Source organism: Myxococcus xanthus (assembly GCF_006402735.1).
Lineage (GTDB): Bacteria > Myxococcota > Myxococcia > Myxococcales > Myxococcaceae > Myxococcus > Myxococcus xanthus_A.
Map to the genome: position 1 here is coordinate 2,401,027 of NZ_CP017174.1, position 13,255 is coordinate 2,414,281.

Here is a 13,255-nt window from a genome sequence, read left to right on the forward strand (position 1 = left end):
ATCGTGGCCGAGGTCGACCCCAAGGATGCGCGCATCGCGGAGCTCGCGCGTCAGGTCGAGGCGCTGACTCGGAGGCCCTTCCCCGCCTGCTGCGCACGGAAGGGGCCGCGCCAGATCAGCGCCTCAGTCCGCGGGCGAAGCGTACCCGCGCCGCCCACTCCGGGAAGTCGATGAAGGGGTTGCGGTTCTTCTGGATGGAGAAGATGGCCTGGTTCCGATGCAGCTCCCACTCGGAGGGGAGTTCTTGCTGGTGCCAGCGCAGCAGCGTCTCCAGCCGCTCCTCGGCGAGCTCCGCCGGGCTGTTGATGGCGTTGGGATAGCGGACAAGGAAGTAGAGCGTGGCGCGCGCGGCGGCTCCCTTCCCGGCGCCCGGCTCGAACCGGTTCTGCTCGGCCCGCCCGCAGTCTTGTTGGAAGGCTTCGGTGCTGGGGAACTCGAAGTAGGCATTGTTGCTGCGGAAGCTGTTGCAGCGCATCTCGCAGGCGAACAGGTGGTGCAGGTCTCCGCGCATCGGCTCCCTGGCATTGAACCAGGACTGGGGCACGACGTGCTCGCAGTTGTACGGCAGGGCGGACTCGAGCTGCTCCAGGAAGCCTTCGTCGAGACTCTCTGTAAGTGGCCGCTCCAGGAGCCGTAGCGCACGCTCCCTCTCCACCTCCAGGTCCTTCTGGAGGATCTCCTGGAGCGTGAAGGAGTGGCCCGCCGCCGAGTACAGCGAGCGGAGGAGGAGGTCCTTCTGGCGGTCCACCCATGGGTAGAGCCATCGGCTCGGCTTGTAAGATGGGCGGTCCGTATGCGTCCGCTCGAGGAGTCCGTGCAGGCCGTCATAGAACGTGTCCTGGTCGGAGTCCGGCTGCACACCTTCGTAGTAGCGCTCCCGGTCCAGCGCGTCCGCCTGGGCGTCGTAATAGGGGAGGTCCCGCGTCCGCTGGGCTTCCGCGACAGCCTCCGCGACGTCGACCTGTGTCAGGCCCGGTGCCCCAGCCCCCACGCCTCCCCCGGGTTGGCCTGGCACTGGCGCGGGCACTGCCGGCCCGGGGACGAGCGCGGTCTGGCCATTCCCCGCCAGGGCGGGAACCCCCAGGCGGAGGGTGATGTGGAGCGGAATGGTGAGCGCCAAGGACTCGCCGCGCGGCGCCGGGACGAAGAGGACGGGAGACGGCGGAGGAGGCGAAGGCGGCACCGCCGGGGGGCCCTCGTTGTCCTTCCACGCGTTCGCCCATGGGAGCTGTCCTCCGACGTTCGTCTTCGTGACCAGCACCCCGGCATCGACCACGCGGGAGTCCCGGCTGAGGTCATGGGCGGACACCGCGTAGTTCGCTTCGAGGTACCGGCCCCCGAAGTGGAGCCCGAGCACCTTGCCCGAGCGCGCATCCAAGATGGCCGAGCCAGAGTTGCCTCCGAGCGTCGAGCTGTCGTGCGCGAGCGCCTCCACCATCCGGCCGAAGCTCGAGGTGCGCCGTGCGCCCATGATCTTGCCCGGCTGCAGGCGCTTGACCTGGTAGACGCCCCGGAAGATGCGGTGCTGGAGCGCGGCATCGTTGCGTGGGTCCTGCGCGGGATACCCGATGACGACGACGTCCTGCTCGCGCACCTCGTCCACGTGGCGCGAATCCAGGGAGAGGGGCCTCAGTTCATCAACCCCCTCTACCTCCATCAGCGCCATGTCCCAGTAGGGATGAATCATCAGGACACGCCGCACGCGGAAGGGCGCGGACGCGCTCGAGCCGCGCTCCCGCTTGAAGTCCACCTGCACGTTGTCGAGCCCCGGCTGGAACCGCAGCCCCCGCATCCCCAGCCCCATCGTGAACAGCTCGGCAACGTGGCGATTGGTCATCAGCAGCCCGCGCCCGACTACGAAACCCGTTCCAACGTACGGCAGCGTCGGGTGCTCGGGAACCTCCACGCGTCCGATGGCGGGAATGGCCGCCTCGATGGGCTTGCGGAACTTCGCATCATCCAGGGCGCTCCAGGGGGCCCCGGGGCGCAGGTAGCTGCCGTTGATGATGTCGATGACCGGTCTGTTCCGAGGCAGGACGATGGCCTCGAGCGCCCACAGCTCCTCTGGCCGTAGGGTGGACTCCAGACCCCGGGTCACCGCGTGGGCCGCCTTGATGGCATGCTCCAGGACCTCGGCACCTGGCTCGAGCGGGGCGCTGCTTTCCGTCGCCAGCGACTCGATTGTCTCGGCCGAGGGGGCGATCCGCTTCGCGTAGGTCAAGAGCCGCCGCTGCTTCTCCTGCTCGTTCACGCATCCTCTCCCGGGCCTGGCCACCTCATCGGTGGGCGCAAACCCCATGCATGCAGGCAAGGGAAGAGGAGACACCATCACCCTCCAGTGCGTGAGTTGCCCAGAAGCCCAGCGGTGTTGGTGGGGGACGGCTGGACGGTGTTCCGCGGCGGGCACGCGGCCCTGAAACTGGTGGCCACGCTGCTCCACGACACCTGAGTGTTCCGGAGGGGCTGGGGCCGTGAGCGCGGGCGCTCTGTCTGTCTTCACCCGACCATAGGGGGGCACTGATCCAGGGCCACGCGACAGCGCCCCTCGGGCCGAATTGGCAGGGCCCGTCGCTCGAACCCCGGGCCCCCATCGCTGGCGGCGAAGAAGACGCGCCGACCTACCGCGAATGGAGACCGGGGAACTCTGGCCGCTCGCCTCTGTAAGCGGCTTGCAAGGTCTCCGTCGTGACCAAGGAGCCTCCGGCCCAGGCTGCCCACTCAAGTGACGGTGGAAGGCTGTTCGGAGCGCGTCGGACAGCCCTTCTCAAACCCAGTGTCACAACAAACAAGCCAGGGCGGGGCAGACCCCGTCAGGGCTTCAGCCCCAGCAGGAACAGGTCGCGGACGCCAGAAGGCACGAGCGTCTTGGGCCCAACGTCGAGGGGGGCGATGAGGCCTCCCAGAAACACCGACGCCCCCGCTTCGTCAACCGACACGCGGTAGCGGTCAATGGCGGTCGACACATCCGGCGGGTGGGCCATGGGAAAGCCCCTCGTCCAGCGGGGATGTCCGTCGACCCGGTCGTACTTCGCGGCGAAGAGGTTGGTATCACTTCCAGGAACGCCGCAGAGCGGCCCGAGGCCGAGGTCATCTCCGTCCTCATACCTCCCAACGACCACCAGGTCGTCGCGGTGGTCCAACGAAATATCCAGCACCTCGCGACCGAGCTGCTTCGCCCAGCGCGCCTCGTTCGCACGGGTGAGCGCGACGACGAAGCCATCCTGCGAGTGCTGGGGGAAGAACGTCTGACCACCGAAGGAGAGCGGCGACATGAAGGTGCCGGTGAGGACCACGCGATTTCCGTGCACTCCCACGCTCTGTGCATAGCCAAGGGTGGTGTCCAACTGTCGCTGCCACAGCCGCGTCCCCGCCGGGGAGAACTTGTTCACGAAGGGAATGACATCCAGCGGCGGATACAGGTCCGTGATGATGGTTCCGGCCATGTAGAGGTTGTCGTCCTCGTCCGTGGCGACGCCGCCTGACTGACCGAAGTACGGCGATTCGACGTAGCTCCACTGGTAGCTGCCCGTTGGCGAGAACCGGAGGAGGACGGGCGCGCTGTCCGCAACGACGCCCTCGGTGTCGAAGTAGATGGCGCCTCGCAGCACACCGGTGACCGCGATGTTGCCATGGCTGTCCGTGAGCATCTTTCGCGCGCCGAAGAAGCTGAAGAACTCCAGCGGATAGGCGACAGACCAGACGTGGCGACCACTCGCGTCGAACGCAGCCAGGAACACGCCCGCCAGGAATTCACCAACGGTGAGCGGGCCCCCGCCCAGGTCGATGCTTCCTTCGAAGGTGCCGGTGACAAGCACGTGCCGCGCTCGGTTCGTCGCGAGCGCCCTCACCTGCGCGGGCACGGTCCGAGCCCACACCCGCTGACCATTGGGTCGGTACTTCGCAAGGATGGAGGCCCGCGTTGTGGACTTCCCCAGTGTCCCCTTCGCATCCGACAACTTGCCCTCGAAGGCCGCGGCGATGAAGAAGTTTCCGTCTCCATCATGTGCAACATCGGCTGCCACCTCCTCGCTCGGACCGGTGAGTCGCTGTGCCCACCGGGTCGCGCCAGACAATTCCCGAGGACTGGAATCCAAGCTGTGCGTCTGTGCTGTGGTGGCCGGTACGACGTCCACAGGCGCTTCGTTTCCAGCGCCACATCCCAGGAACAGTACGGCGAGCACCGTGAGACTCCATCGCATGAGCTGTCGCATGACATTCTCCTCACTGGCTTCGCTTCCAGGCCGTAGCCGTCCGCGAAATGGGCTCATGCTGGCGCGGCACGAGGACTCGGGACAGGGACCTCTGGCTCCACGACTTTGCGCTGTCCTGTACGAAATGGATGGACCGCAGCGCTATCGATGACGCGACGGAAGAAGCAAACCGTGTCGGCTTAGAGCTTGTACCAATGCGTCAGACTGGCCGCATCACGGAGGCGCGACCGGCCCCGGGGGCCGGCCCGGGATGTGCTCAAGCGCTCCGTGACGCGATGAGTGCGAGGTTGCGCGGGGACAGGCGCGGGTCGAAGAGCTGGAGGAGCTCGACCTGGAAGCCCGATTCCTCCAGGAGGATCGCGCGATCAAGCAGGAGCACGACCTCCAACGCCCTCGCGAAGCGGTCCCTCAGCAGATGGCAGAGCAAAAGGTCCCGTGTCTCGGCGCGAACGGACACCTCGAAGGCATTCAGCTCGGCGTCCGTCATGCGGGGATCGAGGCCCAGGCGCTCCAGGCGGTCGCGTGCGTAGACGGCGAAGCGTTCGGCGTAAAGCGCCCGGGGCGCGTCCCCTGCTCTCACGAAGCCGCGTTCGGGAAAGTGCCGCCTCGATAGGAGATCGAATGCGAAGCGCCACGCATACACCCGCTTCATCCGCGCGAACTCCACCTCGGTCTTGTGATGCCGTCCCCGCGTCGTCAACGCCAGGGCATGCGGGGTGAAGGGCAGCGGATGCACGCTCCCGAAGCGAGAGACGGGGTAATCCCGCGGGACCTCCAGCTTGTCGTAGCAGCAGCCGATGTTCAGGACGAAGCCCGCCCCCCGGCTCTTGCGGATCTGCGTGAGGGCGAGCGGCCCGCAGGTGTGCAGACCGATCGAGGCCCGGTCCCGGCCGGAGAAGAGCGGATCGAGCTGTGTCTGGAGCCCGTCCTCGACGGAGGCCTGGATGAAACACAGGGTGTCCCCACCTGGGGGATGGGTTCTCGTCAACCACCGTCGGCCCTTGTCCTGCAACGCGGCGTCCCGATCGATGCTGTGGAAGGTCCACCCGAACGTCCGCGCACAGAGGCGGGCGAGATGTCCCATGCCGCCGCCAATATCGACCGCCTGGTGGATGAAGCGCGTTCTCGGCTCGAGCAGGGCGAGCACCCGCTCGAGCTCGTGGGTCTTCTTGGCGCTGAGGCCCTGCGTCTCCGCGACAGTCAGCGGGTGAAGGCCCTCGTGCCATGGCAGCGCCGTCAGTTCCTGGAGCGCGCCCAGGAGTGCGCTCAGGGCCGGAGGCGGGACGCCCGAGAGCGCCCCCTGGTCCAGCCGCTGCTCGCCCGCTTCATCGAGCGACCGGGCATAGGCCAGCCAGTCCTCGGGATAGGCGGCTCCGGACCCGGGCCAGCTCTGGAGGATGGAGCGGGACCAGAGCGGGGACCAGGGCCGGAGTTGGTGCGTGAGCGCTTCGAGTCGCGCCTGGAAGTCCATGTCGACGCATCCTATGCGCCGCTGCTCCGCCGGTTGGGGATGACGGTGCCGATGTCCCAGGACCTGGCGGCGATTCAATCATCTCGTACTTCCCCCGTCAGCGGTCCTTCGCCGTCAACAGCGCCTCGAATTCTCCGAGGCGCCACCACCCCCGGAGGCATCACGGATTGAGGATGTGGACCTCGACGGCCAGTGGCGCATTTCGGTGGATGGCGACCAGGTCCTGCCCGCTCCCGAACAGCTCGAGGCCAAACAGGCTCGGGTCATCCCATCGGCCCCTCTCGAACGTCCAATCCCAGTTCGCGGGATGCAGTGCGGTGCCCGTCTGCGACACGAAGCTGGAGAAGCCGCTCGCCCCGGACACGGCATTGGAGCCGCGACGACTGGGCGGCAGGTCAGGCCATCTCGCGACGCTTGCGCGCCCAGGTCTCGAAGCTCATGGGCGAAAGGCCATAGGACCGCGCGATCTCGGGCCGCGCCAGCACCGGGGCGACGTTCATGTACGTCAGGCCTTGCGCCACGCCAGGATGCAGGCCGGCTGCGACGGCCTCCTCGACCGTGCTGACCTGGACGATGTACTCCTTGCCGTCGAGGCGCGAGAGGACCTCGGCGATCTGAGGAAGCGTGAGCAGGTCACTCGCGAGCTGCAGCGTCACTCCGTTGAACGTCGCGGGATTGTTGAGCGCCGCCGCGGCCGCCTTGCCGATGTCCTCTGGCGCGACCAACGCGATGGTTTGATCGGTTCTGATCACCGTGAGCAACCGGCGCCCGTCGACGAAGCCAGCCGGATCCAACATCGGATGATCCATGAAGGTGGCGGGCAGGATGAGGGTCCAGTGCTTGAATCCCGCGCTGCGGACGAGGTCGCAGGTGGCAAGCTTGTTCTCCCAGTACGTCTCGTGCGACTTCCAGCGCCCCTCCGCCCAGCCCTCGACGTTGCGGTGGTCGCCGACACCGGAGGTCGCGGTGTGCACGAACGTTTCGACACCTTCGGCAAGCGCGGCCTCGACGAGGTTCCTCCCTTGCTGGAGTTCCTTGCTGTAGTCGACGCCGGTCGTGGAGATGATGGGGGACTGCATCGAGAAGACCGCCCGTGCCCCAGCGCAGGCCGCGCGCAACGAAGCCGGATCGTCGAGGTCCCCGACGACCACCTCGGCGCCAGCCGCCGCGAGGGCCTTCGCGTTTGGCTCCTTGGGATTGCGCACCATCACACGCACCGGGGTGCTGCCTTCGGCCAGCAGCGCCCGGGCGGTGGCGCCGCCCTGACGCCCCGTGGCAGCGGTGACGAGAACGCATTCATTGCTGCTCATGGACCGCTCCTTTGTAAGTGGGGGACCCCACCGTTTATTCTCGTGGTTAGATATGGAGGGGGACCCCATTTGTCAACGCGGGTTCTCGTGAGGAGGCGGTCGCGGTGGAGCATGTGAAGCCGTTGCGAGCGGACGGGCGGCGCAACCGGGAGCGGATTGTCGCGGTCGCCGCGGAACTGGTCGGCAGGGATGGTGCGCAGGTGTCGCTCGAGGAGATCGCTCGGCGGGCGGGGGTAGGCTCGGCGACCCTGCACCGGCACTTTCCCTCGCGGCAGTCGCTGTTGGAGGCGGTATTCCGCGATGGCGTCGCGCAACTCTGTGCGCGGGCATCCTCGCAACCGGGAGAGGATCCCGCCGCCGAGTTGGCCGTCTGGCTCGAGGACTTGACGATCTACACGGCGACCCACCGCGGGCTTGCCGCAGCGCTGTTGACCGGCCCGGATGGCCTTACGGCTGAGGAGGTCTGCTCCACCGACAAGCTGCTCGATGTGTTGAGCGTTCTGGTGGCGCGGGCGTCATCGGCAGGCGCGATTCATGCTCGTGCCACGACGGAGGACCTGCTGATGCTGGCGAACGCGATTGCCGTCGCCAACGAAGACGATCCGCTCACTGCGAGCCGGGTGCTGCGCCTCGCGCTCACCGGCATCCGGCCGTGAAGGCAGGGCGCGCGGCGGTCTGGTCTCCCGCTTGAGGACGCCCTTCTCGGGGACGCCGGAGTGATTCTGTCGGCGGGTGGACAGGCCGCGCTGCCTTTTGGGGGGACACGCGGCCCTGTCCGCGCTCCCAGGCGGTGCGCGGCAGGGGCCTGGCTCGCTTGGCTGGGATAGCTCGAGCCTCAACACCACGCGGCCTGGGGCCAGCTCATCGAAGCCGCGCGCAGAGTGAAAGGTCAGACGGTTGCGGCCTTGCGTGGCTTCTTCGGCCACGCAGGGCGCTCTGCTCGCGGACCTACCTGACGGGGATCAGGTGACTTCGCGCGTCAGCTTGGAGTCCCACGGGCACCAGTGACCGCCCGGGAGGAATGCACCGCCCGCCTCGTCGAGGTGGTCTTCCACATACGTCATGTTGGCATCGCAGACCTCGATGGCCATCGAGAAGAAGCGGATGGTGCTCGGGTCCAGGTGGAAGGAGAACTTCGGGTTGTAGGCCGCGGCCCGCTTGATGATTCGTCCGTGGACGTGGACTTCGTTCCGCTCCTCGCCAGAGAGAATCTTCCGTGCATGTGCAATCGTCTTCTCGTCAGCCAACTCGATGATGAACTCCAAGTTGGGCTGGGAGTGCTGCGTGAAGGCGAATCGTACCGTGTTTGCCATTGCAAGGCTCCTTGGGTAAGGGGGCCCCATATAGGCGATTGTCCTCACTCGCTTGTATCACCTGCCGGTAGCGGTGGTGTGTCTTGAATGCGGCATCGTGAGGTGTGTCATCTGAGGCAGTCGCATGGGGCGGGGTGTCAGCCTCGCGAGAAGGAGTTCGTGCTCGCGGCGTTGCGCTCCACCCTGGCGGCGAAGGCTCCGCGCTGCGATGGAGTGGGAGCGCCCGAGGCCTGGGCCGGGTTGGGGCGGCCTCCGAGAACCGGCAGGCCGCCTGCGCGATGGGTTGGCGAGGCGTCAGTGACTCGCGACCCGCGGCTTTGGCACGGGCAATACCCAGATCTCCCGGCCGAGTTGCCCATCCAGTGCCGTGAAGTAGATGAAGTTGCCCGCGCGCAGCAGGTCCTGCGGATAGGAAGAGGCGGGGCCCGGGACGATGTCCTGCAGGAGCTTGGTGCCGCTCGGCTGTCCGTTGCTCACCCAAAGCTCGTGGCCGTGCGCTTCATCGAAGGCGTAGAAGACGACGCGGTCGTCATCGGTGGGGACCGGCGTGGGCGGTCGGAGGTCCGGAGAGACGATGAGTGGCTGGTACAGCAGCTTCGTTCCCTGGGGGGTGGCATCGGTCCGCCACAGCTGGACGTCGAAGGGGGCGGGGCTGCCGATGTCGTAGAAGAGCGTGAAGTAGAGTTTTCTCTCGGTCGCCGTGGACGTGGCGACGAAGATGAAGAAATCGAAGGGAAGGTCGGCGTAGGGGTTGGGGATGCTCGCGACGAGATTCGAGCGCGGGTGGCAGGAGGGATCCGGGTCGAGCTTGCGAATCTCCGTTACCGTGAAGCCCGGTGTGAAGGTGGCGAAGTAGAGGCGCTCCTTGAACAGGGCGAAGATTTGCGCTTCCGAGCCCTGGGGGCCGGGAACGGTGTCCTCGACCAGCTCCGTGCCCTTGGCCGTGCCATCGCTGCGCCACACTTCACGGCCATGCACGCCGTCGTCCGCGGAGAAGTAGAGCACCCCCTCCGCTTGCGTCAGGCTCCGGGGGAACGAGGAGGCTGCACCCGGGTTGATGTCCTTGACGAGGCGGGTTCCGGAGGCGCTGCCGTCACTCACCCAGAGCTCCACTCCGGTGTCGGGCACCCCGAGGCTCATGAAGAGGCGGTTGCCCACGCTCGCCAGGTCAAAGGGCCCGTTCACGGTGTCCCTCGGTCCCAGGTCCTTCACGCGCACCGTGCCGGCCGAGGTGCCATCACTGCGCCACAGCTCCAGGTTCTCGGCGGCGATGAGGGTGGGCCGGACCGACCGGAAGAAGTAGAGCTTGTTGCCCACCGCGATGAAGTCCGCCAGGGAGGCGGTGCCGCCCTCCGGGGAGAGGTCCTTCACCTGACGCGTGCCCGCAGTGGTGCCATCACTCACCCACAGCTCCGCGCCGTGTTCCATGAATCCTTCGGTGAAGAAGAGCTGCTGGCCGACGACGGTCAGCCGTCCGGGAGAATCGTCCAGGTGCTTCACGGGGACAGTGCTCGCTGTCGTGCCCGCGCTCCGCCACAGCGCGCCCTGGTCCGCCTCGAAGTCGAAGGCCGAGAAGAAGAGCTTGCCGCGGAAGGACACCAGATCCGTTGGCGACGGGCCACCCAGCGGGTCCGGGAATGGCCCCGGGGGAGGCGGGTAGATGTCCTTCAACAGCGTGGCGGGCCCCAACTTCGGGAGTGGGGCATCCCAATGCGCGGTGGCCTCCTCGGGGACGTGTTCCTCGGAGAGCGATGCTTCTGGAAGAGGCCCACCGCATCCCGCGGTTGCCAGACAGACCCATGCCACTTGCCACCATGCACGCATGATTTCCCCTCGTTCTCGGGTGGGCGACAGCCCCGATGGCGATAAGTCCGGAGCAGAGCCGCGGCCAGGGGGAGCGCCGGGTTCCTGGTCGCAAATCTTCAGCAGGTCCAGTCGCGCTCACTTCCATCGCCTCGTGATGCTTCGTTGATGGATGAGAACGCGACGCAGGCTCCTGCATGCGGGCGACGGCTCCCGCGAGCATGTGTCCTTTGGACGGTGCGGTGCTCTCGGCCCGGACTACCGCGTCGTGGAGCTGGGCTTCCTCGCGCCGCAGGCCACGTTCACCGGGGGGGCGCTGGACTCGCTAGCCCGATGGCCGAGTACGTCATTCCCGGGCGCACACGGTTGCCTGCCTCCCCGCGGCCGGGCTTGCGCGGGCGAATCGCTTCCCCTGGACACCGCCCGTGCGTATCACTGGCCTTCGTGTGTACGCCCATCGACCGATACCTGCCGCCGCGCCCCGACACTTCCTCCGCCGTCACGCCCCAGCGTGGGCGGGTGGTGGTCATCGCGCCCACGCGCGCCGCGTGCGAAACCATCGAGCTGGCGCTCGGGTTGGAGCTGCGCACGTATCTGGAGGAGCACCACGGCGAGCGCCTCCGAGAGCTGGCCCGGAGCGGGCAGGGGTTTGGCATCGTCGCGGGCACTGGCACGGGCAAGACGCTCGCCATCCGCCCCATCGCGGAGGAGCTCGTGGGCCGGCGGCCCCTGCGGGTGGCGGTGGTCAACCGCGAGCGGGAGGCCACCGCGGAGGCGCCGCTCGCGGACGTGGTCATCGTCACCACCGGCATCGCGCGGCGCTGGTTCCAGGGCGGCGCCATCCGGCGCGAGGACACGCTCATCGTGGATGAGATCCACCAGACCTCCGCCGAACTGGAGCTGTGCCTGGCCCTGGGCAAGCGCGTGGGTTGCCGCTTCATCTGGCTGTCCGCCACCGTGGACCCGGCCTTCTACGCGCGCTACCTGGACAGCGCGGACGTGCTCCAGGTGTCCTCCTTCGACCCGAGGAAGGCGGCCCGGGTGGAGGTGGAGCGTCGTCAGCCGCTGTCCTTCCTCGACGAGGACTTCCTGCGGGACGTGCAGCAGCAGGGGCGCGGCGTGGGCGTGTTCCTGGCCACGCGCGCGGGCGTGGAGGAGGCGGCGGCCCACGTCCGCGCGAACGCGCCGGAGCTCCACGCGGCGCACTACCACGGCGGCGAACCGCTGCGCGCCATCCGTCCCTTCCTGGAGGGCACGGCGCCCCGGCCCTTCGTGCTCGCGATGACGGCGGCGGGGCAGAGCGCGCTCAACGTGCCAGGGCTGGACACGGTCGTCATCGACGACATGCGCTTCACGAACCTGGTCGAGCGCGGCCGCAACGTCCTCACCCGCGTGCACCTGGGCAACAACGAGCTCTTGCAGATGGCGGGGCGCGTGCACGGGCGGGTGGAGGGCGGGCGTGTCTTCATCATGAGCGACCGGCCGCTGCACTTCGCCTCGCTGCGGCCCACCGAACCCGAGTTCCAACTCGCGGGCGAGCCGGAGCGGGTGGCGCTCACCGCCGCGGCCCTGGGCGTGCGGGCGGATGAGTTGGACCTGCCCGTGCCGCTGGACCGCAATGCCTATCGCCGGGCGCTCGCGAAGTTGCAGGCGCGCAACATCGTGGACGCGGAAGGACGGCTGTCCGACTACGGCCGCGCGGTGGAGGCCCTGCCGGTGGAGCGTCCGTGGGCGGAGCTCATCGTCAACGCGGAGGACGCGCTGCTGCCGTTGCTCGCGGTGTGCAGCTCGGTGGAGTCGCTGCACCGGATGACGCGCGAGGAGCGGAACCTGGACGGGCTGCTCGTGCCCGGCAGCGACCACCTGACCGCGTACAACCTCTACGCCGAAGCCTTCCGTGAAGCGGGCACGGTGGGGGAGGTGCAGGGGCTGCCGCGCCACGTCTTCCATGCGGAGAAGCTCGCGGCCTGGGCGGAGGTGCGTGGGGTGCTGGTGAAGGCCCTGGAAGACGCGGCGCTCGCGATGGCGAGCGTGTACCGGAGCGTGGGGTTGGCGCTGCCCGCGCGCATGCCCTTCGCGAACCCGCGCGTCTCCCAGCGCTTCTGCGACCTGCTCGCACGCTTCATGCCCTTCGACCTGGTCATCGACGAGCGCACCGCCTGGGGCGAGGTCGCGCGCGTGTCGAAGACGAGCGTGTGTGGCAACCTGGGCGCGGTGGCGGGCACGCTGCGCTACTTCGCCGGCCGCAACGGCGACTCACAGGCCGGCATCGAAGGCACCCAGTTGCCCCAGGCCCTGCTGCGCCGCTACGCACGCCGTCACTCGGCGGCGCCGGTGTACGACATGCGCTTCCGCTCGGTCGTGCTCGAAACGCGGGTGGACTACTTTGGCTTCGAGCTCGAACGGGAAGTGGAGGTGCTGCGCGCCTGGGGGCCGGAGCTCGCCAAGGCGGCCCGGCACGCGCTCGCCGAGGCGCTGGCGCAGGGCGAGGTACCCCATCCCGCGGTGGACCGTCACCGGGTCGCCATCGACGAGGTTCGCGAGCTGTGGCGACGCTCGGGAGGGACCACCGCGCCGCTGGGGTTGCCGGAGCTGACCGCGCTCTACGAGGCGCAGCTGGAGGGGGTGGACACGCTCGACGACTTCAAGGCGCGCCCGCTGCGGCTCGAACTGGACGCGCTCGTGCCACCCGCGACGCGCCAGGCGCTCCTGTCGCTCCCGGACGCCGTGGTGGTGCGCGAGCAGGAGGTGCCGCTCGAGTACGACGTGGAGATGCTGTCGGACGGAGCCCCGCGAGGTGTGGCGCGGCTGCACCTGCCAGAGAAGCTCGCGCGCACGCTGGTGGAGGAGGAGCTGCCGCCGCTCGACCGCCCCCAGCGCTTCAGCGTGGCCCGGGGCCGGCGGGGCGTGCTCGAGGCTCGCTCGCTCCTCGAGCTCCAGGAGCTGCTCGACCGGCCCTGGATGCCGGACGAGATCGCCGAGGCCACCCGTGAGCGTCCACTCCCGCGACAGGACCGGGAGCGCGGCGCCCCCAGGCCTGGGGGGCACCGGGGCCATCACGGCAAGGCCCCCAGGGATGGAAGACGGAAGGGCGGCGGCGGGTGGCGGCGCTGACCTGACGCACGGGCAGGGCGCTCACCACGCATG

General features: G+C 68.3%; 9 protein-coding genes. 2 read left to right on the top strand and 7 right to left on the bottom strand.

Annotation, left to right across the window (positions count from 1 at the left end; genetic code table 11):
- Window positions 1-115: 115 nt before the first annotated feature.
- The 5 genes from BHS09_RS10230 to BHS09_RS10250 all read right to left on the bottom strand — a co-directional run bounded on the left by BHS09_RS10230 (window position 116) and on the right by BHS09_RS10250 (window position 6,992).
- On the bottom strand, window positions 116-2,251 hold the full coding sequence (locus BHS09_RS10230) for an endonuclease (RefSeq protein WP_140797780.1): 2,136 nt from the start codon (window positions 2,249-2,251) through the stop codon (window positions 116-118).
- Between the two features lie 559 nt (window positions 2,252-2,810).
- Window positions 2,811-4,022: a hypothetical protein gene (locus BHS09_RS10235; RefSeq protein ID WP_140797781.1), complete on the bottom strand. Its 1,212-nt coding sequence runs from the start codon at window positions 4,020-4,022 to the stop codon at window positions 2,811-2,813.
- Window positions 4,023-4,467: 445 nt separating this feature from the next.
- On the bottom strand, window positions 4,468-5,682 hold the full coding sequence (locus tag BHS09_RS10240; RefSeq protein WP_140789302.1) for a methyltransferase: 1,215 nt from the start codon (window positions 5,680-5,682) through the stop codon (window positions 4,468-4,470).
- Between the two features lie 160 nt (window positions 5,683-5,842).
- A complete protein-coding gene (locus BHS09_RS10245; RefSeq protein WP_140789304.1) occupies window positions 5,843-6,046 on the bottom strand; it encodes a hypothetical protein in 204 nt (67 codons plus the stop codon).
- Window positions 6,047-6,077: 31 nt separating this feature from the next.
- The gene (locus BHS09_RS10250; protein ID WP_140789306.1) at window positions 6,078-6,992 is read right to left on the bottom strand and encodes an NmrA family NAD(P)-binding protein; all 915 of its coding nucleotides are present in this window, start codon (window positions 6,990-6,992) and stop codon (window positions 6,078-6,080) included.
- Window positions 6,993-7,096: 104 nt separating this feature from the next.
- Here BHS09_RS10250 and BHS09_RS10255 point away from each other — a divergent pair, with 104 nt between their 5' ends.
- Complete coding sequence (locus BHS09_RS10255; protein ID WP_140789308.1) at window positions 7,097-7,648, top strand: TetR/AcrR family transcriptional regulator; 552 nt, start codon at window positions 7,097-7,099, stop codon at window positions 7,646-7,648.
- A 306-nt stretch (window positions 7,649-7,954) separates the two neighbouring features.
- Here the strand turns inward: BHS09_RS10255 and BHS09_RS10260 are convergent, their stop codons facing one another.
- Both BHS09_RS10260 and BHS09_RS10265 read right to left on the bottom strand, forming a co-directional pair.
- Complete coding sequence (locus BHS09_RS10260) at window positions 7,955-8,305, bottom strand: BP74-related protein (protein ID WP_140789310.1); 351 nt, start codon at window positions 8,303-8,305, stop codon at window positions 7,955-7,957.
- Between the two features lie 294 nt (window positions 8,306-8,599).
- On the bottom strand, window positions 8,600-10,129 hold the full coding sequence (locus tag BHS09_RS10265) for an ELWxxDGT repeat protein (protein WP_140789312.1): 1,530 nt from the start codon (window positions 10,127-10,129) through the stop codon (window positions 8,600-8,602).
- A gap of 423 nt (window positions 10,130-10,552) precedes the next feature.
- Between BHS09_RS10265 and BHS09_RS10270 the strand changes: the two genes are divergently transcribed.
- Window positions 10,553-13,222 (top strand): DEAD/DEAH box helicase, encoded by a 2,670-nt coding sequence (locus BHS09_RS10270; RefSeq protein ID WP_140797782.1) that lies wholly within the window; start codon window positions 10,553-10,555, stop codon window positions 13,220-13,222.
- Window positions 13,223-13,255: the final 33 nt, after the last annotated feature.